This window comes from Polaribacter sp. Z022 (assembly GCF_023555495.1).
Taxonomy (GTDB): domain Bacteria; phylum Bacteroidota; class Bacteroidia; order Flavobacteriales; family Flavobacteriaceae; genus Polaribacter.
In genome coordinates, this window is the sequence record NZ_JALCZO010000006.1 from 126,789 (window position 1) to 153,321 (window position 26,533).

Annotated in this window: 19 protein-coding genes and 1 tRNA gene; 19 read left to right on the plus strand and 1 reads right to left on the minus strand. The window is 29.4% G+C overall.

Annotated features, from left to right (window positions below; translation table 11 throughout):
• Positions 1 to 208 precede the first annotated feature (208 nt).
• The 19 genes from MPF13_RS13450 to MPF13_RS13540 all read left to right on the plus strand — a co-directional run bounded on the left by MPF13_RS13450 (position 209) and on the right by MPF13_RS13540 (position 24,727).
• Complete coding sequence (locus tag MPF13_RS13450) at positions 209 to 3,319, plus strand: SusC/RagA family TonB-linked outer membrane protein (protein WP_249983278.1); 3,111 nt, start codon at positions 209 to 211, stop codon at positions 3,317 to 3,319.
• A gap of 17 nt (positions 3,320 to 3,336) precedes the next feature.
• Positions 3,337 to 4,845 (plus strand): RagB/SusD family nutrient uptake outer membrane protein, encoded by a 1,509-nt coding sequence (locus tag MPF13_RS13455; RefSeq protein ID WP_249983279.1) that lies wholly within the window; start codon positions 3,337 to 3,339, stop codon positions 4,843 to 4,845.
• Positions 4,846 to 4,864: 19 nt separating this feature from the next.
• The gene (locus tag MPF13_RS13460) at positions 4,865 to 5,740 is read left to right on the plus strand and encodes a PKD domain-containing protein (RefSeq protein WP_249983280.1); all 876 of its coding nucleotides are present in this window, start codon (positions 4,865 to 4,867) and stop codon (positions 5,738 to 5,740) included.
• A gap of 100 nt (positions 5,741 to 5,840) precedes the next feature.
• Positions 5,841 to 7,271: a glycoside hydrolase family 30 protein gene (locus MPF13_RS13465; protein ID WP_249983281.1), complete on the plus strand. Its 1,431-nt coding sequence runs from the start codon at positions 5,841 to 5,843 to the stop codon at positions 7,269 to 7,271.
• An 11-nt stretch (positions 7,272 to 7,282) separates the two neighbouring features.
• A complete protein-coding gene (locus MPF13_RS13470) occupies positions 7,283 to 8,761 on the plus strand; it encodes a glycoside hydrolase family 30 protein (protein ID WP_249983282.1) in 1,479 nt (492 codons plus the stop codon).
• A gap of 70 nt (positions 8,762 to 8,831) precedes the next feature.
• Positions 8,832 to 9,818, plus strand: a complete 987-nt coding sequence (locus tag MPF13_RS13475) for a T9SS type A sorting domain-containing protein (protein WP_249983283.1) — start codon at positions 8,832 to 8,834, stop codon at positions 9,816 to 9,818.
• Positions 9,819 to 9,845: 27 nt separating this feature from the next.
• Positions 9,846 to 12,137: a beta-glucosidase BglX gene (gene bglX, locus MPF13_RS13480; RefSeq protein ID WP_249983284.1), complete on the plus strand. Its 2,292-nt coding sequence runs from the start codon at positions 9,846 to 9,848 to the stop codon at positions 12,135 to 12,137.
• A 34-nt stretch (positions 12,138 to 12,171) separates the two neighbouring features.
• Positions 12,172 to 13,242, plus strand: a complete 1,071-nt coding sequence (locus MPF13_RS13485) for a glycoside hydrolase family 16 protein (protein ID WP_249983285.1) — start codon at positions 12,172 to 12,174, stop codon at positions 13,240 to 13,242.
• A 31-nt stretch (positions 13,243 to 13,273) separates the two neighbouring features.
• Entirely contained in the window at positions 13,274 to 14,650 is a 1,377-nt protein-coding gene (locus MPF13_RS13490; RefSeq protein WP_249983286.1) for a sugar porter family MFS transporter, read from the plus strand.
• Between the two features lie 302 nt (positions 14,651 to 14,952).
• Positions 14,953 to 15,168: a hypothetical protein gene (locus MPF13_RS13495; protein ID WP_249983287.1), complete on the plus strand. Its 216-nt coding sequence runs from the start codon at positions 14,953 to 14,955 to the stop codon at positions 15,166 to 15,168.
• Between the two features lie 291 nt (positions 15,169 to 15,459).
• Positions 15,460 to 15,822 carry a nuclear transport factor 2 family protein gene (locus MPF13_RS13500; protein WP_249983288.1) on the plus strand — a complete coding sequence of 121 codons (363 nt, stop codon included), beginning with the start codon at positions 15,460 to 15,462 and terminating at the stop codon, positions 15,820 to 15,822.
• 117 nt (positions 15,823 to 15,939) lie between these two features.
• Positions 15,940 to 16,013, plus strand: a tRNA-Thr gene (locus tag MPF13_RS13505).
• A 176-nt stretch (positions 16,014 to 16,189) separates the two neighbouring features.
• Positions 16,190 to 16,795, plus strand: coding sequence for a uridine kinase (gene udk / locus MPF13_RS13510; RefSeq protein ID WP_249983289.1), 606 nt, complete (start codon positions 16,190 to 16,192; stop codon positions 16,793 to 16,795).
• A gap of 2 nt (positions 16,796 to 16,797) precedes the next feature.
• A complete protein-coding gene (locus MPF13_RS13515; RefSeq protein ID WP_249983290.1) occupies positions 16,798 to 17,115 on the plus strand; it encodes an FtsB family cell division protein in 318 nt (105 codons plus the stop codon).
• On the plus strand, positions 17,116 to 18,492 hold the full coding sequence (locus MPF13_RS13520) for a methylmalonyl-CoA mutase subunit beta (RefSeq protein ID WP_249983291.1): 1,377 nt from the start codon (positions 17,116 to 17,118) through the stop codon (positions 18,490 to 18,492).
• Positions 18,485 to 18,817, plus strand: a complete 333-nt coding sequence (locus tag MPF13_RS13525) for a hypothetical protein (protein WP_249983292.1) — start codon at positions 18,485 to 18,487, stop codon at positions 18,815 to 18,817. The genes MPF13_RS13520 and MPF13_RS13525 overlap by 8 nt, the downstream gene beginning before the upstream one ends.
• Positions 18,810 to 20,876 carry a methylmalonyl-CoA mutase gene (scpA, locus tag MPF13_RS13530; protein WP_249983293.1) on the plus strand — a complete coding sequence of 689 codons (2,067 nt, stop codon included), beginning with the start codon at positions 18,810 to 18,812 and terminating at the stop codon, positions 20,874 to 20,876. Before MPF13_RS13525 ends, scpA begins: the two co-directional genes overlap by 8 nt.
• 131 nt (positions 20,877 to 21,007) lie before the next feature.
• Positions 21,008 to 24,151, plus strand: a complete 3,144-nt coding sequence (locus MPF13_RS13535; protein ID WP_249983294.1) for a cytochrome c biogenesis protein CcsA — start codon at positions 21,008 to 21,010, stop codon at positions 24,149 to 24,151.
• 60 nt (positions 24,152 to 24,211) lie between these two features.
• Positions 24,212 to 24,727, plus strand: coding sequence for a DUF2892 domain-containing protein (locus MPF13_RS13540; protein ID WP_249983295.1), 516 nt, complete (start codon positions 24,212 to 24,214; stop codon positions 24,725 to 24,727).
• A gap of 274 nt (positions 24,728 to 25,001) precedes the next feature.
• Here the strand turns inward: MPF13_RS13540 and MPF13_RS13545 are convergent, their stop codons facing one another.
• Entirely contained in the window at positions 25,002 to 26,480 is a 1,479-nt protein-coding gene (locus MPF13_RS13545; RefSeq protein WP_249983296.1) for a muramidase family protein, read from the minus strand.
• Positions 26,481 to 26,533: the final 53 nt, after the last annotated feature.

Sequence of the window (26,533 nt, forward strand, 5' to 3'; positions counted from 1 at the left end):
CAAATACACTACTTTTTTAAATAAACAAAAAACACACAAACAACTAATAATGTGACTTTTACAACATTATAAATAATTCAAAATCTACTTTAAAGATACTTTCTATTGTACTATAGACAGCTCTTCGTTTAATTTGTCAAATAATTCAAAAAATCATTTAGAAATTATCTAAATATAAATTTGAAAAAAAACTAAATTAAACTTAAACATGAGAAAAGATTATTTAAACCTTAAACTATTTTTTATTTTATCTCTTATTACAACTTGGGTATCATTAGCACAAGAAATTACTATAAGAGGTAATGTTTTAGACGAAACAGGTGGACCTGTTCCTGGTGTTAATATCATTATAAAAAACACCACTAAAGGAACATCTACAGATTTTGATGGAAAATTTACAATTACAGCTAATAAAGGAGATATTTTATCTTTTAGCTATCTTGGTTATGCTTCTCAAAACGTATTAGTAGGTACAGAAACCAAATTAACAGTAACTTTAGTACCAGACAATCAATTAGATGAAATAGTAGTTGTTGGGTATGGTACACAGAAAAAAAGTGTAATTACTGGTGCAATCTCTGGTGTAAAACAAAGTGACCTTGAAGACTTACCAATAACAAGAGTTGAACAAACTTTACAAGGTAGAATCTCTGGTATTACAATTGCAGCAAATTCAGGACAACCAGGATCTTCATCTACAGTAAGAGTAAGAGGTATTACTACATTAGGTAACAATGAACCTCTTTGGGTTGTTGATGGAATTGTAGTTGATTCTGGAGGAATTGGTTTTTTAAATCAATCTGATATTGCTTCTGTAGAAGTATTAAAAGATGCTGCTTCTCAAGCAATTTATGGTGCTAGATCTGCTGCTGGTGTAATTTTAATTACCACTAAAAAAGGGAAATCTGGTAAAATTAGCGTAAATTATAATGGTTACACTGGTATTTCTTCAGCTGCTAGAAAATTAGACCTTTTAAACGCTAGCGAATATGCTACATTATTAAATGAAAAATCTGTAGCAGGTGGTGGTAACATTCTATTTTCTAATCCTCAATCTTTAGGAGAAGGTACAGATTGGCAATCTGCTATTTTTAATAATAGCGCCAAAAGAATTAGCCATGAAATTAGCTTTAATGGAGGTAATGATATCTCAAAGTTTTTTGTTTCATTTGGTTATCTTGATCAAGAAGGTATAGTAATGAGTGATATATCTAATTACACTAGAAAAAATATTCGTTTAAATTCTACCCATAAAATTTCTGAAAAATTAACTTTTGGACAATCATTAGGTTATTCAAATGAAAAAAATGTTGGTATTGGTAACACAAATAGTGAATTTGGAGGACCTTTATCATCTGCTATTAATTTAGACCCTATTACACCTTTAGTAGAAACAGACCCTATATTTGCAAATCAAGCCCCATATACAAATAATGGAATTTGGAAAGATGCAAATGGAAATCCTTATGGAGTTTCAACGTTAGTTGCACAAGAAATGTCTAACCCTTTAGCTTATCAACAAACTCTTCTTGGTAATTATGGTTGGTCAGATAATATTGTTGGAAATGCTTATCTAGAATTTGAACCTATTGAAGGTTTAAAAGTTAAAAGTTCTGTTGGTACTAAATTAGCTTACTGGGGTTATGACAGTTACACACCAGTTTCTTATTTAAATGCAGCATCAATTACACCACAAAACAACATTTCTAGAGGTAGAAATAAAGGATTTGGTTGGAATTTAGAAAATACTATTTCTTATTCTAAAGAAATTAAAAATCATAATTTTAATGTATTATTAGGTCAAGGTGTTTATGTAGATAATATTACTACTGGAGAAAATGTTACTTATTTTGGTATTCCTGTAGACAACTATAAAGATGCCTCATTTAATTTTAGTGTTCCTACAGACCAAATAACTGCTTCTGCATTTACAGGAAATGAGCATAGAGTTACTTCATTATTCTCTAGATTAACGTATGATTTTGATGAAAAATATTTATTTACTGCCATTATAAGAAGAGATGGTTCTTCTAGATTTGGTTCTAATAATAAATACGGATTTTTCCCTTCATTTTCTGCTGGTTGGGTGCCATCAAAAGAAAGTTTTTGGGTAGATAATGATATTGTAACTCAACTTAAGTTTAGAGGTGGTTTTGGTATTACCGGTAATGATAATATTGGAGATTTTCAATATTTATCTACAATTGGTGGTGGAAGAAATTACACAATTGGAACTTCTGGATCTGTAACAATAGGTAACAGTCCAAATGCACCTTCTAACCCAGATTTAAAATGGGAAGAAACAAGTCAATTAAACATTGGGTTTGACGCAAGATTATTTGACAACATCTCTGTTGCTTTTGATTGGTACAAAAAAGAAACCACTGGTATCTTACAAAGTGTTGCAATACCTGGTTATGTTGGTGCTATTGGAAGTCCTACAGGAAATGTTGCAGATATGGAAAACAAAGGAATTGATTTAGAAATTGGATATAACAAAAAAATAAATGACTTTAATTTTTCTATAAATGGTAATGTATCTTATTTAGAAAATGAAGTTACTTTTTTAGGAAATGGTGTAGACTTTTTATCTGGTGGAGCATCTATCCAATCTAGTACTTACCCAATTACAAGAACTCAAGTTGGTCAAACTGTTAATTCTTTCTATGGATTTAAAACTAATGGAATATTCCAAAACCAAACAGAGATAGATAATTATGTTAATTCTGCAGGAACTATAATTCAACCAAATGCACAACCTGGTGATTTTAAATGGGTAGACTTAAATGATGATGGTACTATAGATTCTGATGACAGAGATTTTCTTGGAAGTTCAATTCCTAAATTTACCTATGGTTTTACATTTAATGCAGATTACAAGAATTTTGACCTTTTAATATTTGGTCAAGGAGCTGCAGGTAATAAGATTTTTCAAGGATTAAGAAGGTTAGATGTAGTTAATGCAAACTATCAAACATCTGCTCTAGGAAGATGGGTTGGTGAAGGTACATCAAACACTTTTCCAAGATTAACTACAAATGATAGTAACAACAACTTTTCTAATCCTTCAGATTTTTACTTAGAAGATGGAGATTATTTCAGAATAAAAACACTTCAAGTTGGTTATACACTTCCTAATAACGTATTACAAAAATACGGTGTCAGTAAATTAAGAATTTATTTAACTGCCGAAAATTTATTCACTTTCACAAAATATAGTGGATATGACCCAGAAATTGGTGGTGGTATTTTTGGAATTGATCGTGGATATTATCCTCAAGCAAAAACAAATCAAATAGGTATTAATTTACAATTTTAACTAAAAAACTTATAAAGATGAAATTAAAAAATATAAAGAATATAAATATTGGACTTCTTGTATTTATCTTCATGATATCTTGTAGTAAAGAATATTTAGAGGTAGATCCTAAAGGAACTGCTCTAGAAGAAAACTATTACACAAATGAAGCAGAAGCATATTCTGCACTAGTTTCTGTTTACGATGTAATTGGTAAACAATCTAGAGGTTTTGAAAATATGATTGCAATGTTAAACTCAGGTTCAGATGATCATTACACAGGTGGTGGTAGCTCTTCAGATGGATCTCAATTACAAGCTTTTTCTAATTATACTATTAGTGAATCTAACATAGGTACTAGCTATTGGAATGATTTTTATCAAGGTATTTTTAGAGCAAACATCTTATTAACAAAATTACCAGACATTGATATGTCTACAACATCTAAAGCTAGATTTGAAGCAGAAGCTAAAGCATTAAGAGCTATTTATTATTTTGAATTAGTACGTTTATTTAAAAATATTCCTCTTATAACTGCTCCTTTAGCAACATCAGAAATTTATAATATAGAACAAGCAGATCCTAATGATGTTTACGCACAAATAGAAACAGATTTATTAGATGCAATACCAAACATACCAATTTCTCTAGATATTGCTAATGAAGGTGGTAGATTAACTAAAGGGGCTGCAAAAGCAATTTTAGGTAAAGTATATTTATACCAAGGTAAAAACTCTGAAGCAGCTACTCAGTTTTCAGAAATTAATGGAACTCCAGGATCTACAAGTTCTTATGGATATAAATTGTTAGATAATTATTCTGATTTATGGGTAATTAGTAACAAATACCATAGTGAATCAATTTTAGAAATTGCACATACAGATCAAAGTAATGCAGACTGGTGGTTCTGGGGAGGAAGTGCAGATGAAGGAAACAGCTTAAATGTTATGGTTGGCCCTAGAGGTTATATAAGAAACAATAATTCTGCACCAGATTATGCTGCAGGTTGGGGTTTTAATATTATTACTCAAGATTTACATGATGCTTTATTAGGAGACCCAAGGTTTGATGATACAATCGAAGACCTACAAGCTCTAAAAGATGCTGGTGATGTTTCTTTTGATGAAAGTTACCAACACACTGGTTACTATCTTAAAAAGTTTATGCCATTAACATCTGATGTTTCTAATGGTGGAGGTGCAAGTGTACTAAACTACAAGCAACACACGTACATGATTCGTTTAGCAGATACATATTTAATGGAAGCAGAAGCATTAGGTGGTACTGGTGCACGTGCACAAGCATTATTAGATGCTGTAAGAGCTAGAGTTGGTTTAGCTTCTATACCTGTTTCTTTAGATGCAATTTTAAATGAAAGAAGATTAGAATTAGCAGGTGAAGGACACAGATGGTATGATTTAGTAAGAACTGGTAAAGCTGCTACAGCATTAGCTAGTAAAGGATTTGTTGCAGGAAAAAATGAAATTCTTCCAATTCCTTTAGCTGAATTAGAAAACACTTTACTTGTTCAAAACCCAAATTATTAATCTTTTAAATTAAATTATTATGAACTTACATATAAAATTAAAATATATTATTAAGTATCTACCTTTAGTTTTAATAGGTTTGGTTTTTACATCTTGTCAACCAGATGAATTAGGTGAAGGTAATGGATTAATTGCAGACAACTTAGATGCAGATTTTACCATAAATGAAGTTTCTGACGCTAACAACACCTACTCTTTAAATGCCAATAATAGTTACATTTCATCTAGCTGGGACTTAGGAAAAGGTGCCGGATTTATATCTGGTGGTGATGCAGAAGAAGTATTTTTTCCTGATGCAGGAACTTATACAGTTCAACACAAAGTAACAGGAATTGGAGGTGCTTCTGCAGTTTCTTCACAAACCATTAATGTAGCTACTTCAGATCCTATTGCAGGAAACATTGTTAAAGGAGGAAAATTTGAAAATGCTAACGATCATAACGAATGGACAATTTTAAATATTAGTGCTTCTGGTGCAAATTGGACTTTTAATGATGGTAGCGCTACAATAGTTGCTGGTGGTTGGAACCAACAAGCTATTTACCAACCAATTGAAGTTATCGCTAATAAAAAATACACAATCGACATGGTAGTTTCTGGTGATGGAAATAATGAAACTTGGTTTGAAGTTTTTGCAAGTACTACTGCTCCTACTCAAGGAAATGATTATACAAGCAATGTTGTTATGGGATTAAACACTTGGGGTGGCTGTGGTACAGGATCTTTTAACGGAATACTTTCTTCTGTTGGATGTGTAGACAACTCTTACTCAAACTCAAGAAGTAATGAAGTTACTTTTGATACTTCAGGAACAATATATTTAGTAATAAAATGTGGTGGAAACCAAACTTCTGGAATTACCATTTCTAATGTTGAAATGCGAGGAAGTAACTAGTAAAAACTTAAGTGATTTTTTAATTATTTTGAATTGAGGTTATTTAGCCCATATTCTACTAGGATGTGGGCTTTATGAGTTATACACCAAAAAAATAAAAATGAAATATTTAACAACTCTATTTTTATCATTACTTATATCAAGTTGTTCTAAAAACACTACTATTGATAATGCAAATCAAAACACTAAAGAAGAAAACATTTCTTACAGTAATGTCGATCTTTATTTAACAAATGCTGACAAATCTCAATTGTTTCAATTTCATGAAAACAGTATCCCTAATTACGTATCAAATATTAATTCTTCTATAAATGTAGATCCAGATGTTACATATCAAGAAATTGATGGGTTTGGATTTTCATTAACAGGTGGTAGCGCTTTACACCTTAACAATATGTCATCTACTGAAAGATCAAAAATATTAAAAGATATTTTTAGTTTAGATGGTATTGGAGTAAGTTATTTAAGAATAAGTATTGGAGCTTCAGATTTAGATGCTGAAGTATTTTCTTACAATGATTTGCAACCTGGGCAAACAGATGTTAACCTAACTCAATTTTCTATAAATAAAGATAAAGAAAACTTAATTCCTGTCTTAAAAGAAATATTAGCTATAAATCCTGAAATTAAAATAATGGGATCTCCATGGTCTGCTCCTATTTGGATGAAAGATAACAACAATTCTATTGGAGGAAGTTTAAAACCAGAATACTATGAAACTTATGCAAATTACTTTGTTAAATATATAAAAGCCTATCAATTAGAAGGTATTTCTATTGATGCAATTACAATACAAAATGAACCTCTACATGATGGTAACAACCCAAGTATGTATATGGAGGCTAAAGATCAGGCAGAATTTACAAAAAAACATTTAGGTCCAAATTTTGAAGCTAATGGTATTAAAACTAAAATTATAGTTTGGGATCATAATGCAGATAGACCTTCTTACCCAATAAGCATCTTTAATGATTCTGAAGCAAATAAATATATTGATGGATCTGCTTTTCATCTTTATAATGGAGATATAAATAACCTTAGTAGTGTTCACAATACATTCCCTGACAAGAATTTATATTTTACAGAACAATGGGTTGGTGCTAATAGTAATTTTAAAGATAATTTAATTTGGCATACTCGAGAGTTAATTGTTGGTGCTACCAGAAACTGGTGTAAAACAGTTTTAGAATGGAATTTAGCTTCAAACTCTAAATTAGAACCTCACACTCCTGGAGGATGTACAGAATGTCTTGGTGCCTTAACTATAAATGGTAATGAAGTAATAAAAAATGACGCTTATTATATTATTGCACATGCTTCAAAACTAGTAAGACCAGGTTCTGTAAGAATTAAATCTAACTATATAAATGATTTACCTAATGTAGCTTTCAAAACTCCTAATAATGAAATTGTAGTAATCGTTGCTAACAACACATCAGTAGATAAATCTTTTAATATAAAAACATTAGACCAACCTATTACCACATCTCTTAAAGCTGGTGCAGTAGGTACTTATGTTTGGAAATTATAAAATATATAAAAATGATAAAAAAAAGTATTACAATAATTACCCTTTTACTATTAATAACTTCATGTAATAATACTAAAAAGAATAATACAGAGGTTGTAAATAAGAATCAAAAAACAACAAAATCTTTTGCAAACAAAAAAGTAGCAATTTATACTACTGCTAAAGATACAGAGCTAAGGTTATCGCTTACAGATGAAATTGTTTTTACAAAGTCTAACCAACCAAAAGAAACAGAAGTTTCTGTTTTTGTAAATCCAGAAAAAAGTTTTCAAGAATTTTTAGGTATTGGAGGTGCTATAACAGACGCTTCTTCAGAAGTGTTTTCAAAATTAAGTAAAGACAAACAAGATGAATTCTTAAAAGCTTATTATTCTGAAGAGGGTATTAACTACAACATTATTAGAACGAGTATTCATAGTAGCGATTTTGGTTTAGGGAGTCATACTTACATAGAGGAAGGAGATGTAGATTTAAAAACATTTTCTATAGAAAAAGACAAGCAAAAACGTATTCCTTTAATTAAAAAAGCACAAGCATTAATCAAAGAAGATTTGGTGTTTTATGCAAGTCCATGGAGCCCTCCTGCATTTATGAAAAGCAACAATCATATGTTACAAGGTGGTAAATTATTACCAAAATATTACCAAGCTTGGGCAAATTACTTTGTAAAATTTATAAAAGCTTATGAAGAAGAAGGCATTCCTGTTTGGGGTGTAACCATACAAAATGAACCAATGGCGGTTCAACGTTGGGAATCTTGTATTTATACAGCAGAAGAAGAACGTGATTTTTTAAAAAACAATTTAGGTCCAACTTTTGAAAAAAATGGATTTGCTGATAAAAACATTGTAGTTTGGGATCATAACAGAGATTTAATATCACACAGAGCAAATACTATTTTTGAGGATAAAGAAGCTATGAAATATGCTTGGGGAATTGGATTTCACTGGTATGAAACTTGGACAGGTGGTGATCCTAAATATGATAATTTAAAGAATATTAAAGAATCTTTTCCAACAAAAAACTTATTATTTACAGAAGGCTGTCAAGAAAAATTTGACGCTAACGAATATCAAAGATGGTCTAATGCAGAACGCTATGGAAACTCTATGATTAATGATTTTAATAGTGGTACTGTTGGTTGGACAGATTGGAATATTTTATTAAATGAAAACGGAGGTCCAAACCATGTTCAAAACTTTTGTTTTGCTCCAATTCATGCAAATACCCAAACAAATGAATTGATATATACACCATCTTATTACTACATAGGTCATTTTTCAAAATTCATAGAAAAAGGAGCTGTAAGAATAAGCACAACTACAAGTAGAAGTACTATAGAAAGTACATCTTTTAAAAACACAGATGGTTCTATGGTAACAGTATTAATGAATAAAACAAATGAAAAAATAAAGTGTAATATTTTGGTAAATGAAAGTTCAATTACTTTAAAAATCTTACCTCATTCAATGCAAACTTTAGTTTACTAATTATTGTATTTAAAACGAAGCTTATAACCCCTAAATTATCTAATCATTATTAATTTAAACCAATTTTATTATGAAAAACAAAATACTTTTTAACATAGTTTGCTTTTTAATGCTTGTTTCTTTTCAAGTAAATTCACAAGTAAATGTAAAAATTCAAGTAGATATGTCATCAGAAGTCGTTAGCTCTGATGGTATTCATATTGCAGGTTCTTTAAATGGGTGGTCTCCAGATAGCACTATGCTTACTCAAGAAGGAACTTCAAATATCTATTCAGTTGTTATTGCTTTAAACCCTGGATGGTATGAATATAAATTTTTAAATGGAAAAACTTGGGGAACAGAAGAATCTCCAGACAGTCCATGTGCTCTTTGGGACAACAATAGATTATTATATATAAATGATTCTGGAGTTGACGTAAATTTAGTAGCAGTTCCTTTTAACGGTTGTAATGCAGATGGTACAGGATTTTCTTTAACTTATAATGTTGATATGGCTTCTGAAACAGTAAGCGATAATGGTGTTCATTTAGCTGGTTCTATTACAGGTTGGCAACCAAACAAATTTCAATTAACGGATGTATCTGGTACTATTTATAGCAGAACATTAAGATTACCTACCCCAGCAGATTATGCTTTAAATCTTCAATATAAATACCTTAATGGTAATGCTTGGGGAACTGATGAAACACCTGGACCAGAAGCAAGTTGTAGTGCAGTAACAGGAACAGATAGAGTCCTTACAGTATCTACATCTGGAGAACAATTATTCGATGTTTTTAACGGTTGTACTTATACCTTAAGTTTAAACGACAATCCATTTAATGAAATAAACGTTATCTATAATAAATCTACAAATCAAATAGTTATTTCACAAAATAACAATGCATCAAATTTAAATGTCAAAATATTTGACATAACTGGTAAATTAATTAGAAAAAAGGATATAAATAAAGACGTTACATCTTCTCAAATTGATGTAAATGGATTACGCGGATTGTTTTTTATTCAAATCAAAAGCAATAATTCACAATCTGTTAAAAAAGTAATAATTTATTAAAATCAAATATTATCAGATTATTAGGTGATGAAAAAAATAATAAAAATACATTTATATATATTAATACTTGTTTGCTTAAGTTGTCAAACAGAAACAAAAAAAGATACTAATAATTCTACTAACCAAAAATCTTTTAAAACTGAAATAGACTCTATTATTAATCTAATGACTTTAGAAGAGAAAGTTGGTCAGATGAACCAATATACTGGTTTTTGGGATGCAACTGGACCTACTCCTGAATCAGGAAATCAAGCTGTAAAGTATGAACACTTAAAAAAAGGATTAGTTGGTTCAATGCTTAATGTAAGAGGAGCAAAACAGGTAAAAGCCCTACAAAAAATAGCTGTAGAAGAAACTAGATTAGGAATTCCATTAATTTTTGGTTTTGATGTTATTCATGGTTTCAAAACAATTAGCCCTATTCCTTTAGCAGAATCTGCTAGTTGGGACTTAGAAGCTATAAAAAAATCTGCTCAAAACGCCGCAGAAGAATCTGCTGCTTCTGGTATAAATTGGACTTTTGCACCTATGGTAGACATATCTAGAGATGCACGTTGGGGAAGAGTTATGGAAGGTGCAGGTGAAGATCCTTATTTAGGTTCTAAAATTGCAATTGCAAGAGTTAGAGGTTTTCAAGGTGATGATTTATCTTCTCCAAAAACAATTGCAGCTTGTGCTAAACATTTTGCTGCTTATGGTTTTCCAAATGCAGGACGTGAATATAATACCGCAGATATTGGTACTTCTACCTTATACAATTTAGTTTTCCCTCCATTTAAAGCAGCTACTGACGCAGATGTAAAAACATTTATGAATGCTTTTAATTTGTTAAATGATATTCCTGCTACTGGTAACGTATTTTTACAAAGAGAAGTGTTAAAAGGAGAATGGAATTTTAACGGTTTTATGGTTTCAGATTGGGGGTCTATTGGAGAAATGATACCTCATGGTTATGCAAAAAACAATAAACATGCTGCAGAATTAGCCATAAAAGCAGGATCAGATATGGATATGGAATCTAATGCTTATGTAACAGAATTGGCTAATCTTGTTAAAGAAGGTACAGTAAAAGAAAGTCTTGTAGATGATGCTGTAAGAAGAATTTTAAGAGTTAAATTTGAACTTGGTCTTTTTGATGATCCTTACAAATATTGTAATGAAGAAACAGAAAAAAATGTTATTGGTAAAAAGGTATTTCATGAAGATGCTTTAGATATTGCTAAAAAATCTATAGTACTTCTTAAAAACAAAAACAATCTTTTACCTTTAAAAAAGCAAGGACAAAAAATTGCAGTTATAGGTGCTTTAGCTAATGATAAAACCAGTCCATTAGGCAATTGGGTTTTAGCAGGAGAAAACGGTTCTGCTGTATCTGTTTTAGAAGGATTAAAACAATACAAAGGCAATTTAATAACCTATGCAGAAGGAGCAAAAGTAGCCTTACCAAATTCAAAACTTCATTTTACACAAGAACTAGACATTAACAAAACAGATAAATCTGGTTTTTCAGCAGCAATAAAATTAGCAAGAAGGTCAGATGTTGTAGTTATGGTTTTAGGAGAACATGGCTTGCAAAGTGGTGAAGCAAGAAGTAGAACAAATATTGATTTACCAGGTGTTCAACAGGAACTATTAGAAGAAGTATTTAAAGTAAATAAAAACATTGTACTTGTTTTAACCAATGGAAGACCTTTAGCTATTACTTGGGCTGCAGAAAACTTACCTGCCATAGTTGAAACATGGCAATTAGGTACACAAAATGGTAATGCAATAGCTCAAGTTTTGTATGGTGATTACAATCCTAGTGGAAAATTACCTATGACATTTCCAAGAAGTGTTGGTCAAGTTCCTATTTTTTATAATTATAAAAATACAGGTAGACCAAATATAAAAGTAAGAAAAGAAGTATTTAAATCACGTTATATAGATGAAGAAAATACGCCTTTATACCCATTTGGTCATGGTTTAAGTTATACTACTTTTTCTTATAAAAATTTAAATATAAACAAAGCACCTGAAAAAGAAATTAATGTTACTGTAGATGTAACAAATACCGGAAAAGTAAAGGGTAAAGAAGTAGTACAACTTTATATTCAAGATAAAGTTGCTTCAGTTGCTAGACCAGTTAAAGAATTAAAAGGCTTTGAAATGATAGAACTAGCTCCTAAAGAAACCAAAACAATTGAATTTACACTTACTGAAAAAGAACTCGGGTTTTATACAAACAAAGGAGCGTTTATAGTAGAGCCTGGAGAATTTAATGTTTATGTTGGAGGTAGCTCAGACACTAAACTTTCAAGTAAATTTAATCTAGACTAATTAATTTAAATATTATCCAAAATAATTAAAAACAATGAAAAATTTAATCTTTACATTAATAACTTTCTTGACATTATCTCTACATTCTTGTAGTAGCGAGAACCAAGTTGAAGAAGCAGTTCTTCCAACAAACTTATCAATATCAGCAGCTAAAGTTGGTGCTGATGGTAATAATCCTAATGGAGATGGAAGTGGTGTAGTTAATTTCACTATTTCAGCTACAAACGCAACTTCTTACAAAGTTTTAATAAACAATGAAACTTTAGAACTTTCTCAAAACACTTTTAGTTACACTTTTACACAAGGAGGTACTAATGATTATGATATTCTAGTAGCTGCCTATAATTCTGCTGGAAATATTAGTGTAAATTATTCTTTAACTGTGTATGTAAAAACCGAATTAAAGTTAATTTGGCAAGATGAGTTTGATGCAAATGGAGCCCCAAATTCATCTAAATGGGGTTACAATACAGGAACTGGTAATAATGGTTGGGGAAATAATGAATCTCAATATTATACAGATAGGTTAGATAATGCTATAGTAGAAAATGGTGTATTAAAAATTATGGCAAAAAAAGAGAATTATCAAGGTTCAGAGTATACTTCTGCAAGACTTCTAACTGCTGGTAAATTTGAATTTACATATGGTAGAGTTGATGTACGTGCAAAATTACCTGCTGGTGGTGGTGTATGGCCTGCTATTTGGATGCTAGGAGCAAATTTTGGTTCTGTTGGTTGGCCTGCTTGTGGTGAAATTGATATCATGGAGTATGTTGGTAATAATCCAGGAAATATATCTAGTGCTTTACACACGACATCTAGTTCTGGAAACACTGTTAATCATAAAGTTACATCTATCACTAATGAAACTACAGAATTTCATATTTACTCTGCTATTTGGACTGAAAATAGTATTACATTTTTATTAGATGATGTTGAATATTACACTTATAACCCATCAGTTAAAAATGATGCAACATGGCCTTTTTACAATAATCAATTTTTAATATTAAATATTGCTATGGGGGGTAATTTAGGAGGAACAATTGATCCTAATTTTAGCACATCAACCATGGAAATAGATTATGTAAGAGTTTATCAATAAATCCTTAATAGTAAATAATTAAAATAAAAAAATGAAAAAAGGTACTTATTTACTGCTAATTGCAGCTGTTTCAGCCTTAGGAGGATTACTCTTTGGCTATGATACTGGTGTTATAAATGGAGCTCAATTTTATTTAACTGAACATTTTAACTTAAGTGATGCTTTAAAAGGATGGGTTGTAGGAAGTGCTCTTTTAGGTTGTTTTGTAGGTGCTATTGTTGCTGGTCCTTTAAGCATTAAAATAGGCAGAAAATGGTCTTTAATTATTTCTGCTATCTTCTTTTCACTATCAGCATATGGTTCAGGATTACCAGAAATATTTCCACAATCAGTTAGTATGTTGGTGTTTTTTAGAATCTTAGGTGGCTTAGGTATTGGAATTGCATCCATGAATGCACCAATGTACATTGCAGAAATTGCGCCTTCAAATATTAGAGGACGTATGGTTACTTATTATCAATTAGCAATAGTTATTGGCTTTTTTGTAGTATTTCTAGTCACTTATTTTATTGGAAATAATTTAACAGTAACTGAGAATATTGAATTTGGTTGGAGACGTATGTTTTGGTCAGAATTAATACCAAGTATTTTATTTTTGGGGCTTCTGTTTGTTGTTCCTAAAAGCCCAAGATGGTTGGCACTAAAAGGAAAAGACAATGAAGCTTTATCCGTTTTAAAAAAAATAAATGGTAATAAAATTGCATCTAAAGAAATCATTCTTATTAAAGATTCAATAAACAAAAATAATGATGGAACTAAGGTTAACTATTTTTCTAAAGCTGTTTTAATTATCATAATAATAGGAACTGTGCTTTCAATGCTACAACAATTTACAGGAATAAATGCAGTGCTATATTATGGTGCAGATATCTTTGAAAAATCACTTGGTTTTGGAAAAGAAGATGTGCTAGCTCAACAGATACTATTGGCTTTTGTAAATTTGGTATTCACATTTATAGCTATGTTTACTGTAGATAAATTTGGTAGAAAACCTTTGCTTTTCATAGGTTCTGTTGGGATGATAATTGGATTCTTACTTTTAGGTATTACACTGCAACAACAAAATGTTGGAATGTTATCATTAATAGGCGTACTAATATTTATCGCTTCTTTTGCTTTGTCTATGGGACCTGTAGTATGGGTTTTATTATCAGAAATGTTTCCAAATAAAATAAGAAGTGTAGCTATGTCTGTTGCAGTTGCAGCACAATGGGCTGCCAATTATATTGTATCACAATCTTTTCCTGTTGTTATGGGAAGTGAAACTAATAATAATGCACCTTGGAATGGCTCTTTGCCTTACTTTATATTTATAGTTTTCATTTTAGTTATCGTAATTATAACTTATAAATTTATTCCTGAAACTAAAGGTAAGTCACTTGAAGAGATAGAAGGGTATTGGAAATAAATTCACTATTTTATGTATTGTAAATTGTAAAACTTAAAGTGCTATCAATTTTATAAGTACCATAAATGAGTTATCATTCTGCCACTTGAACTAAAACAAAAAACCTTGATATATATTATCAAGGTTTTTTTATTTATTTTTAAAAAATTTATGATAATTTAAGAATTACATATTATTACTCAAAAAAACCATAAATAAAATAATATCTTAACATTTACATAATAAATTAAGATTTTTCTTGCTTTTCTAACTTTTATAATTATATTCGAAAAATTAAAGATTATAAAACAGAGCAACGTAGAATGGATTTATTAGAAAGAGCTGTAGAATTTGAAAATAGAAAATTCTCATTTAAAACTACTAGCGATAGAATTTTAGCTTCTAGAGAGGTTAAAGCCTTAATTTTAGAGCTAAATGAAGTATACAAATTAGAAAAAGATTCTGAAATTATGGATCAAATGAAGCGTTTAACAGCTGTTAAGCAAAAAATTGAAAAACGCTTAAAGGGAAGACCTTAAAAGAATAAAAAACACTGAAGAAAGTAAAAGTCATAATAATAAATTATTATTTCTTTTACTTTCTTAATTTATCTTAGTCCCACTCGTTACGATTTAGATTTTCAACTAAATCAACCTTTAGCTTTTAAATAAGTTATCTTCAATTATTCTTCTTTTAATATTTGTTTTGCTGGTTATTTGTTATGCTGGTTTGAGTAAAATATTTTTTGCTTTAAAACGATATACCTACATCTATACAAATAACTTCTGTTTTAAATTATTTTTTATAATACTAACCAACAAAAAGACAATATGAACACACTAGAAGTAGCTAAAAAATGGCAAGAAATGTGCCAACAAGGTAAAAATATTGAATGCATAGAAGAACTTTATGCTGATAATATTACAAGTAAAGAAATGCCTGGGGTACCTTATGGAGAAGTTATTTCTGGCAAAAAAGAAGTTTTAGAAAAAAGCAAACAATGGTTGGATGATGTAATTGAATTTCATAGTGGAGAAATTTCTGATCCAGTTGTAGCTGGGAATCATTTTACTAGTAAAATGTCTTTTGACGTTACATTTAAAAGTAGAGGAAGGCAACAAATGGAAGAAGTTTGCGTTTTTGAAGTAAAAGATGGTAAAATTACGAATGAACAATTCTTTTATACCATGTAATAAATTATTTATTCTTGATAAAAAGCTTCAATTAATTTGGAGCTTTTTTTGTAAAAAAATAGAAAATATTTTGGTAAATATTAATAATTGTTTTTTATTTGCGCTCTCAAAATAAAAGCCGATGTAGCTCAGCTGGCTAGAGCAGCTGATTTGTAATCAGCAGGTCGTGGGTTCGAGTCCCTCCATTGGCTCTATTAGAATAAAAGTCTCAATTTTTTTGAGACTTTTTTTTATTCAATTTTTTAAATTAAATAATTTAATCTCTAAATAATATTTTTATTTTCAGTTATATTATTAATTAAAAAAACTTTAAGAAATTATAAAATCTTTATTATTTTAGTCAAATAATTACCCTAAACACAATTATATGCTTGTTATTGGAATTGCAGGAGGTACAGGAAGTGGAAAAACAACTGTTGTAAATAAGATTATAAAACATTTACCAACAGATGAAGTTTGTGTTATTTCTCAAGACTCTTATTATAATGCTACTAAAAATCTTTCTTATGAAGAAAGAACCAAAATTAATTTTGATCATCCAAGAGCAATTGATTTTGATTTAATAGTTAAACATATTAAAGAATTAAAATCAGGAAAAACAATTGAACAACCTATATATTCTTTTGTTACACATAATAGAACTTCTGATACTCTTGTAACTCATCCAAGAAAGGTTGTAATTGTAGAAGGAATTTTAATTTTTAATAATTCTGAACTAAGAGATTTATTTGATATCAAAATATTTGTTCACGCAGATACTGACGAAAGATTAATTAGAAGAGTTAGAAGAGATATTTCTGAAAGAGGTAGAGATATTGATGAGGTCTTAAATCGTTATCAAGACACATTAAAACCAATGCATAGACAGTTTATAGAGCCTACTAAAAATTTTGCTGATATTATTATACCTAATGATAGACACAATACAGTAGCAATAGATATTGTAAGAACAGTAATTAACGAACGTTTGTAAACATGACTCTTAAAGAGATAAGAAAGAACATTTTTGTAAAAGTTATAACAAATATTTTTGTTTTAATTTTAATTCCATTTTTAATTTGGATGTTTTTTTTTGATGAAAACTCTTATATAGTTCATAATAAATTTGATAAAGAAATTAATGACTTAGAGAGTACAATATCTTTTTACAAAAAAAAAATAGCTGAAGATAAGGCTACTATAAAAAAACTAGAAGATTCTCTTCAATTAGAACGATTTGCTAGAGAAAAGTATTTAATGAAAAAAGAAAATGAAGATATTTATTTAATTGAATTTGATACAATAAAAAAATAAATGGAAACATCACTATTTGATGAATTTGAAAAGACTTCAATTGCTGCTTGGAAAAATAAAATTCAAGTAGACTTAAAAGGTGCAGATTATAATGACACTCTTCTTTGGAAATCTAAAGAAAACATTATAGTTAAACCTTTCTATAGTCATGAAGATAGAGTGAATCTTAATACTGATGCTCCTAAAAAAGGGTTTAACATCTGTCAAACAATATTTGTTGATGATGTAACAATTGCTAATTCATTAGCTTTAGATGCTTTAAAAAGAGGTGCTAATTCAATTCAATTTAAAGCAAATACTAAATTTGATTATCAAAAATTACTTCAAAATTTAAACCTAAAATCAGTAAAACTATACTTTGAAATCTCATTTTTAGATGAAGATTTTATCATAGAAATCTCAAACTATATAAATTCTGAAAACACATTTTTTCAAATAGATATTATTGGAAATTTAGCTGAAACTGGAAACTGGTATTACAATTTAAATGAAGACTTCAATCGTATAGAAAAAATTAAAAAACACGCCAAAAATTGTATTTCTGTATCTTTAGGTTTATATGAAAACTGTGGAGCAACAATTACCCAACAATTGGCCTACACATTAGCTCATGCTAATGAATACTTACAAAAATTTGGAAGTGAAATTGCAAATAAAATACATTTCTGCTTTTCTGTTGGAAGTAATTATTTTTTTGAAATTGCAAAGTTAAGAGCATTTCGTATATTATGGTCAGCAGTATTAAAAGAGTATGATGTACATAATTTAAAAGCTCATATTTTTACAAAACCTAGTTCTAGAAATAAAACTTTATACGATTATAATGTTAATTTATTAAGAACAACCTCTGAATGTATGAGTGCTATTTTAGGTGGTTCTGATTCAATCGCTAATTTGTCTTATGACTCAATTTACCATAAATCTAATGAGTTTGGTGAAAGAATTTCTAGAAATCAATTATTAGTTTTACAACAAGAGAGTAATTTTAAAGAAGCTCAAAATTTTGCAGATGGTTCTTATTACATAGAATCAATTACAAATCAATTAGCAGAAAATGCATTAACTTTATTTAAACAAATTGAACAAAGTGGTGGTTTTTTAAAACAATTAAAAAACGGTGTAATTCAGAAAAAAATTAAAGAAAGTGCTAAAAAAGAGGAAAATGATTTTCTTGAAAAAGAACTAATTTTACTTGGAACTAACTTTCAGCAAAACAAAAAGGATTTAATGCTTCAAAATTTAGAGCTTTATCCGTTTGTAAAACAAAGAAACATAAAAACACTAATTTCCCCATTAACCAGAAACCGAATTTCAGAACCTCTAGAAAAGAAGCGTCTAGAAGATGAAAAAGGTAACACCCTTACAGAAAATGGATAAAAACAAAGAAATTCTTAACAAACAAAAAAGACAAAATGAAATAAAAAAAGAAATTAAGGAAATCAAAAAAAAACTTCCTTCTTTTTTAATAGGATTCATTTTTTTCACAGTAGTTAGCCTTTATTTTTTAGAAGAAAAATTTTATCTTTTTTTTGGAAATAGTGTTGATTTTGTAAGAGCAATTGTTATTCTTTTAGGTGTTTTTTCTTTAGGTTTTGTTTTAAAAAGTTATCTTAAGATTAAGAAAAAAGAAAAAGAATCAAAAGCAATTGGTTCTCAATTATATAAACTTCAAAAATTAGAAGTAGATCAAAAAAATGAGTAGAAAAGACCTTCAACATATCAAATTAGAAAAGAGTAAAAATCTAAACAACTCTCCTTTATTTAATCATGAAGGATTTGTTGCAGGAATTGCTCCAAATTTAAGGGGGCCTTATTCTACAATGTATGTTAGAAGACCTTGGACCATTAGACAGTATGCAGGTTTTTCTACAGCAGAAGAAAGTAATGCTTTTTATAGAAGAAATTTAGAAGCGGGTCAAAAAGGACTTTCAGTTGCATTTGATTTGGCAACTCATAGAGGTTATGATTCTGATCATGAACGAGTTCAAGGTGATGTTGGAAAAGCAGGAGTTGCAATAGATTCTGTAGAAGACATGAAGGTATTATTTGACCAAATTCCTTTAGATAAAATGTCTGTTTCTATGACAATGAATGGAGCAGTTTTACCCATTTTAGCTTTTTATATTGTTGCTGCAGAAGAACAGGGAGTTTCTTTAAATAAACTTTCTGGAACCATACAAAATGATATTCTTAAAGAATTTATGGTTAGAAACACGTACATCTATCCTCCTTCTCCATCTATGAAAATTATTGCTGATATTTTTAAATATACCAGTAAAAATATGCCTAAATTTAATTCTATTTCTATTTCAGGATATCATATGCAAGAAGCTGGAGCTACTGCAGAAATTGAATTAGCATACACTCTTGCAGATGGATTAGAATACATAAGAAAAGGAATTGAAGCAGGAATGGACATTGATGCATTTGCTCCAAGACTTTCTTTCTTTTGGGCAATTGGTATGGATCATTTTACAGAAATTGCAAAAATGCGAGCAGGTAGAATGCTGTGGGCCAAAATTGTAAAACAATTTAATCCTAAAAACCCTAAATCTTTAGCCCTTAGAACTCACTGTCAAACCAGTGGTTGGTCTTTAACAGAACAAGATCCATTTAATAATGTAGCAAGAACAACAATTGAAGCCATGGCTGCTGCTTTTGGTGGAACTCAAAGTCTTCATACAAATGCTTTAGATGAAGCCATTGCTTTGCCTACTGATTTTTCAGCAAGAATTGCTAGAAATACTCAAATATATTTACAACAAGAAACTCATATAACAAAAACTGTTGATCCTTGGGCAGGAAGTTATCATGTTGAAAAACTAACAGAAGATATTGCCAATAAAGCTTGGGAATTGATTCAAGAAGTTGAAGATTTAGGAGGAATGACTAAAGCTATTGAAAAAGGCATTCCAAAAATGCGAATAGAGGAAGCTGCTGCAAAAAAACAAGCAAAAATTGATAGTGGACAAGATGTAATTGTTGGTGTAAACAAATATCAATTAAAAGAAGAAGATCCTTTACATATTTTAGAAGTTGATAATGAAGCTGTTCGTAATTCTCAAATTGAAAGACTAAATCAAATAAAAGAAAGTAGAAATAATACTGAAGTCAAAAAATCTTTAATAGCTTTAACTGAAGCTGCAAAGTCTGGAAATGAAAATTTATTAGACTTGGCTGTTAAAGCAGCAAAAAACAGAGCTACTTTAGGTGAAATATCTGATGCTTTAGAAACTATTTTTGGAAGACATAAAGCAGTTCATAAAACCATTTCTGGCGTGTATAGTAAAGAAATTAAAAACGACAAACTTTTTAAGAAAGCTACAGATTTAGCAGATAAATTTGCTGAATTAGAAGGTAGACGTCCTAGAATAATGATTGCTAAATTAGGACAAGATGGACATGACAGAGGTGCAAAAGTTGTTGCCACAGGTTATGCAGATTTAGGATTTGATGTAGATATTGGTCCCTTATTTCAAACACCACAAGAAGCTACTAAACAAGCAGTAGAAAATGATGTGCACATATTAGGTATTTCTTCTTTAGCTGCTGGACATAAAACCCTAGTACCTCAAGTAATTACTGCTTTAAAAGAATATGGTAGAGATGACATTATGGTAATTGTTGGAGGAGTTATACCTGCTCAAGATTATCAATTTTTATTTGATGCTGGTGCTGTAGGTGTATTTGGTCCAGGAACTAAAATTTCTCAAGCTGCAATTGATATGTTATCTATTTTAATTGATAGTGTTGTAGATTAATTTAGTTTTTAAAAATTAAAACCTTTTTATCTTTTTTTAACAAACCTTAACAGTAAAAAAGAACATACTAGAATAGGTATTATTTCTTTTATCCGTAAATTTGCGTGACTAAAAAAAACTACCAAACTAGAATGAAAAAAATTCTTAACATACTCTACTCTACTCGTTTAATGGCAATTTTATTTATTCTCTTTGCTACAGCAATGGGTATTGCCACATTTATAGAAAATGATTTTGGTACACAAACCTCTAAAGCCTTGGTTTATAACACTTGGTGGTTTGAGTTAATCATGTTGTTTTTTGTGATTAATTTCTTTGGAAACATTTTTAGATACAGATTATACAAAAAAGAAAAATGGGCTGTGTTATTATTTCATTTATCATTTTTGTTTATTTTAATAGGTGCTGGAGTAACTCGTTACATAGGTTATGAAGGTATTATGTTAATTAAAGAAGGAGAAACTACTAATAAGTTTTTATCTGAAACAACTTATTTAAATGCCATTGTTGACAATGGGAAACTGCAAAAACCAGAAATTAACAGACCTCTTATACTTTCTGCATGGGGTAAAAATTCTTGGTCTTTTTCTGACTCTTTTAATTCTGAAGGAAAAAAACAGGATTTTAGTTTTAAGCTAGTTGATTATATTCCATGGGCTGAAAAGAAATTGGTTGAAGATGAAAATGGTGTAGAACACTTATTTTTTGTTGAATCTTCAGAAGGTACAAGACATGAACATTGGCTTAAAAAAGGAACTATACAAAATATTCACGGAGTTTTAGTTGGCTTTGAAGCTACTGAAAACAATGCTTCCATCAACTTTAAAAAAGAAGATGGCAATTTAAAAATAACTTCTAAAGACAATGGAGATTGGTTTAGAATGGCAGATCAAAAAAGAGGAAAAATTACTAAAGATTCTACACAAAACTTCCAATACTTAACATTACATAACATTTCTGGTTTGCAATTTGTAATTCCTAGACCTGCAGAAAAAGGAATTATGAAAACAGTTAGCGGTCCTAAAAACGATAAAAAATTAGATGTCTTAATTGTTGATGTAACAAGTAATAACGAAACTAAAAGAATAGAATTAACAGGAGGAAAATTTAATTCTCAAGGTTCTAAAGAAGTTTCTGTTGGTGGGTTAAATTTTAGAATGTTATATGGTTCTAAAATATTAGAAACACCATTTTCTGTTAAACTAAATGACTTTCAATTAGAAAAATATCCAGGTTCAGAAAGTGCTGCTTCTTATGCAAGTGAAGTAACAGTTGTTGATACTGATAAGACTTTTGATTATAGAATTTTTATGAATCATATTTTGGACCATAAAGGATATAAGTTTTTTCAATCTAGTTACGATTTATCTGGACCTGTAGAAGAAACTCACCTTTCTGTAAATCATGATTTCTTAGGTACTTTTATTACTTATTTTGGGTATTCTCTTTTATACTTTGGATTAATTTGTATTCTATTTGCTAAAAATACTCGCTTTGATGATTTAAAAAATAGACTTAAGAAAATTAGAAAAAAGAAAATGTCTTTAACAGTTATTGCTGCTTTATTATTTTCTAGCATTAGTTTTTCTCAACATGACACTCATCAACCAAATAGAATTAGCAAACAACAAATAGATTCTATTTTAAAAGCAAATTTAGTTGACATTGATCATGCAGAAAGTTTTAACAAATTAGTAATACAAGATGCTGGTGGACGTATGAAACCTGCACATACTTTTGCTTCTGAATTGGTTAGAAAAGTAAGTAAAACAGAAACTTTTAATGGCATGCAAGCTAGTCAAGTTTTACTTTCTATTATTGAAAACCCAAGACTTTGGTTTGAAGTGCCTGTTATTTATTTAGAAGAAGGAAACACTAAAATTAGAGAAACTTTAAACCTTCCTATTGATGCAGAATACGCTCGTTTATCAGATTTTATAACTCCAAGAGGGGCTTATAAAATTAAAGAACAAGTTGCTGAAGCGCAAAAGAAAAATGTAAAAAATAAGTTTGAAAAAGACTTGATAAAAATTGATAGACGTGTAGGTTTATTATACAGTGCAATTGGAGGTGGTATTTTACGTATTTACCCTATTCCTAATGACGAAAACAACACTTGGGTTTCTCAACCAGAAACCGCTAATGCAGGTTTTAAAGCTACAGATTCTGTTTTTGTTCGTCAATCTTTACCTGTTTACATCCAACTTTTACAAGATGCAAAAAAGACAAAAGACTACTCTAAAGCTGATCAAATTTTAGACGGATTAAAAAAGTTTCAAAAGAAGTTTGGATCTGAAGTACATCCTTCAGAAAATAAAATAGAATTAGAGATTACCTATAATAAAATGCAACCTTTTCAAAGACTTGCTAAACTCTATGGATTTGTTAGTTTGTTTTTAATCATTTTTGTTTTTGTACAAATTTTCAATTCAAAAAAATGGGTAAACACTGTAGTAAAGGTTTTAATAGGCTTAGTTGTAACTTTGTTTATTCTTCATACTTTAGGATTAATTTCTAGATGGTATATTAGTGGTAATGCTCCTTGGAGTAATGCTTACGAATCTATAATTTATGTTGCCTGGGCAACCATGTTATTTGGGTTATTCTTTGGTAGGAAATCTGCTTTAACAATTACAGCCACTACTTTTTTAACTGCTATTATTTTAGCTTTTGCACATCAAAACTGGTTAGATCCAGAAATTGCAAACTTACAACCTGTTTTAAATTCTTGGTGGTTATTAGTGCATGTTTCTATTATTGTTGCTAGTTATGGACCTTTTTCTTTAGGAATGATTTTAGGAATCTTTGCTTTAGTTTTAATGGCCTTTACTAATGAAAAGAACAAAAAGAAAATGGACTTAAACATAAAAGAAATTACCATAATTAATGAGATGGCAATTACTGTTGGTTTAGTAATGCTTACTATTGGTAACTTTCTTGGAGGTATGTGGGCTAATGAAAGTTGGGGACGTTATTGGGGTTGGGACCCTAAAGAAACTTGGGCTTTAATTTCTATTATGATTTATGCTTTTGTATTGCATATGAGATTAATACCTGGTTTAAGAGGAAGGTTGTCTTTTAACTTTGCTGCTGCTTTTGCTTATTTATCTATTATGATGACTTACTTTGGTGTAAATTTCTATTTATCTGGCTTGCATTCTTATGCAAGTGGAGATCAAGCTGTAACACCAAAAGAGGCTTACATCTATATTGGAGCACTAGTTTTACTTACAGTAATAGCTTCATTTAAATACAAGAAATACTTTAAAAAGTAACGATTTAATTTAGCAAGAAAATGTATTTTTGCTTTTGATTAAAAAAAATAAAAAAACAATATGTTTCATAAAAATATAAAATTAATTATAGCAGGTTTACTTACTGTTTGGGCTGTTTATCAATTTACTCAAGTAAATATAATGAACGGAATTTCTATCTTACTTTTAGCTGGAATTTTTGTGTTGTTGTACTTTAAGAATGAATTTATTTTAATGGCTTTTTTACAATTGCGTAAACAAAACTTTGAAGGAACTAAAAAATGGTTAGGATACATTAAAAATCCTGAGGCTGCATTAATTACTAAACAACAAGGTTATTACAATTATTTGCATGGAATTATTTTAAGTCAGACTAACATTACTCAAGCTGAAAAATTTTTACGTAAAGCTGTAAAATTAGGTTTAGCAATGGATCATGATTTAGCAATGGCAAAATTACAATTAGCAGGAATTGCAATGACTAAAAGACGTAAACGTGAAGCTACTAACTTAATGGCTGAAGCTAAAAAATTAGATAAACACGGAATGTTAAAAGAACAAATGCAAATGATGAAACAACAAATGAAAAAGATTTAATTCTTTGTTGATTACTGATATAAAAAAATCCGCTTTAAAGCGGATTTTTTAGTTTTATAAATTTATCTAAAAAATTATTCTAATTCTTTAAGCTTGCAAACTAGTTTAGCCCTGATAGAAATGACATCCTTTTTATGCTATATTAGGTTCTGTATTACTTACAAGGAAAAACTACCTTTTCTAAATATAAACAGATGTTAAAACAAATTCAGCATAAAAAGATATAATGGATAGCAGGAAATAGCTTCTAAAAAAAAGCTAATTCCTACTACTATTATTTTAATCTGGTTAAGCTTAGATCTTGATTGTATTTTACAATAAATAACCCTTTGTTTTCTGAAGTTCCAAAAAGTTTATTATTATAATCAAATTTGCTTTCTATTCTATAAGAAGCGCCTTCTTTAAAAGTATATTTTAAATCTTTACCAGATGCTAATCGAATTAAAATATCGTAAGTAATATCAAAACCTTTTGTTGCGTAATAAGAAGGCAAAGCATTATTTTTTCTAAAATATTGCTTATTAAATAATTCTGTTGACGCAGAAGATTCATCTACATATTCATCACTTACGTACGTTAAATTAACTTTTGCTAATTTTAAATTGGCAATTTTATTAAATGCACGTCCTTTATTATAAGTAAATACAGTAACATTTGTAGAATCAGGCAAGCTTATTAAGCTGTTAATAGCATCAGCAACTAAAACATCATCATTAGATGTTAAAACAACCCAGTTATTTTCATTAGGTTTTAAAATTTCTAAAAAACGATCTTTTGCAATATAACCATCTTTAGGTTTTAAAACATTTACTACATTTATAGAATCATGAGATTCTAAAGATGCTTTCATAACATTATTAGAAATATTAGAAGTTGTTTTACCATCTCCTACTAAAATTAAATTCCCCTCTGTATAACTTTCTTTTATAAAAGTTGTAAGTTCTTCTCTAAAAACACTTTTCTCTGGAGAAGTTTTTATTAGTTTAGATGAAGAAAATTTAGATTGTTTTTTTGAATAATGTGGAAATACTACAGGAGTATTAACGCTACTTGCAATTACTTCTGCTTCTTCAGAATAAAGAGGGCCAATAATTACGTCATTATCATTTAAATTATTTTCTTCTAAAATATTTTTAATTTTAGTTCCTTTCTTTTCTGTATCAAAAACATTTAAATCTATTAGAATACCTTGTTTTCTTAAAGAATCAATTGCTATTTCTGTTCCTAAATAAAAATCAGTTACAATATTAGCTAGCCTACTGTTTATAAAAAGGTCTTTAGATTTTATTGTATCATTTTCATTGGTTTTAAAAGGAAGTAATAAAGCAACTTTTAAAGAGACCTCTGCATCAATTACATCTTCATAAATATGTACTTCAGTTTTCTCCTCTCCTTCTTCAATCTCTTTAATCTTAATAATTTGACCAACTTTTAAACCTTCAGAAAGTTCTGGGTTTAAAACAATCATTTCTTCTTGAGTAACATTATAAAAACGAGTAAGACTGTAAAAAGTATCGCCTTTTTTAACTTCGTAAACAACGAAATTCTTTTTTAATTCCTCTAAAATAGATTCTTTATCAGTAGTAACTTCATCAACTATTGTTGGGTCTATCTTTTTAGTTTCATCTATTACTACATCATCTTTTTTAGTGTTATTAGTAGCAATCTTTTTATTTGGAATTACAATTATAGTATTAGCTTCTGGTTTTCTACCAACATCAGGATTTAAGCGAAGTAAATCTTTGGTTTTCATATCCAAACTTTTGGCTATGATTTTCATAGTTTCACCTTGTTTAACCTTATAAT

What these genes read in the sequence shown, in the direction of transcription:
- MPF13_RS13490 (WP_249983286.1), top strand. Translation starts at nt 13,274, where the DNA reads ATGAAAAAAGGTACTTATTTACTGCTAATTGCAGCTGTTTCAGCCTTA.
- MPF13_RS13525 (WP_249983292.1), top strand. Translation starts at nt 18,485, where the DNA reads ATGGATAAAAACAAAGAAATTCTTAACAAACAAAAAAGACAAAATGAA.
- MPF13_RS13500 (WP_249983288.1), top strand. Translation starts at nt 15,460, where the DNA reads ATGAACACACTAGAAGTAGCTAAAAAATGGCAAGAAATGTGCCAACAA.
- MPF13_RS13450 (WP_249983278.1), top strand. Translation starts at nt 209, where the DNA reads ATGAGAAAAGATTATTTAAACCTTAAACTATTTTTTATTTTATCTCTT.
- MPF13_RS13470 (WP_249983282.1), top strand. Translation starts at nt 7,283, where the DNA reads ATGATAAAAAAAAGTATTACAATAATTACCCTTTTACTATTAATAACT.
- scpA (WP_249983293.1), top strand. Translation starts at nt 18,810, where the DNA reads ATGAGTAGAAAAGACCTTCAACATATCAAATTAGAAAAGAGTAAAAAT.
- MPF13_RS13515 (WP_249983290.1), top strand. Translation starts at nt 16,798, where the DNA reads ATGACTCTTAAAGAGATAAGAAAGAACATTTTTGTAAAAGTTATAACA.
- MPF13_RS13460 (WP_249983280.1), top strand. Translation starts at nt 4,865, where the DNA reads ATGAACTTACATATAAAATTAAAATATATTATTAAGTATCTACCTTTA.
- MPF13_RS13540 (WP_249983295.1), top strand. Translation starts at nt 24,212, where the DNA reads ATGTTTCATAAAAATATAAAATTAATTATAGCAGGTTTACTTACTGTT.
- bglX (WP_249983284.1), top strand. Translation starts at nt 9,846, where the DNA reads ATGAAAAAAATAATAAAAATACATTTATATATATTAATACTTGTTTGC.
- udk (WP_249983289.1), top strand. Translation starts at nt 16,190, where the DNA reads ATGCTTGTTATTGGAATTGCAGGAGGTACAGGAAGTGGAAAAACAACT.
- MPF13_RS13495 (WP_249983287.1), top strand. Translation starts at nt 14,953, where the DNA reads ATGGATTTATTAGAAAGAGCTGTAGAATTTGAAAATAGAAAATTCTCA.
- MPF13_RS13545 (WP_249983296.1), bottom strand. Translation starts at nt 26,480, where the DNA reads ATGAAAACCAAAGATTTACTTCGCTTAAATCCTGATGTTGGTAGAAAA.
- MPF13_RS13535 (WP_249983294.1), top strand. Translation starts at nt 21,008, where the DNA reads ATGAAAAAAATTCTTAACATACTCTACTCTACTCGTTTAATGGCAATT.
- MPF13_RS13520 (WP_249983291.1), top strand. Translation starts at nt 17,116, where the DNA reads ATGGAAACATCACTATTTGATGAATTTGAAAAGACTTCAATTGCTGCT.
- MPF13_RS13465 (WP_249983281.1), top strand. Translation starts at nt 5,841, where the DNA reads ATGAAATATTTAACAACTCTATTTTTATCATTACTTATATCAAGTTGT.
- MPF13_RS13455 (WP_249983279.1), top strand. Translation starts at nt 3,337, where the DNA reads ATGAAATTAAAAAATATAAAGAATATAAATATTGGACTTCTTGTATTT.
- MPF13_RS13485 (WP_249983285.1), top strand. Translation starts at nt 12,172, where the DNA reads ATGAAAAATTTAATCTTTACATTAATAACTTTCTTGACATTATCTCTA.
- MPF13_RS13475 (WP_249983283.1), top strand. Translation starts at nt 8,832, where the DNA reads ATGAAAAACAAAATACTTTTTAACATAGTTTGCTTTTTAATGCTTGTT.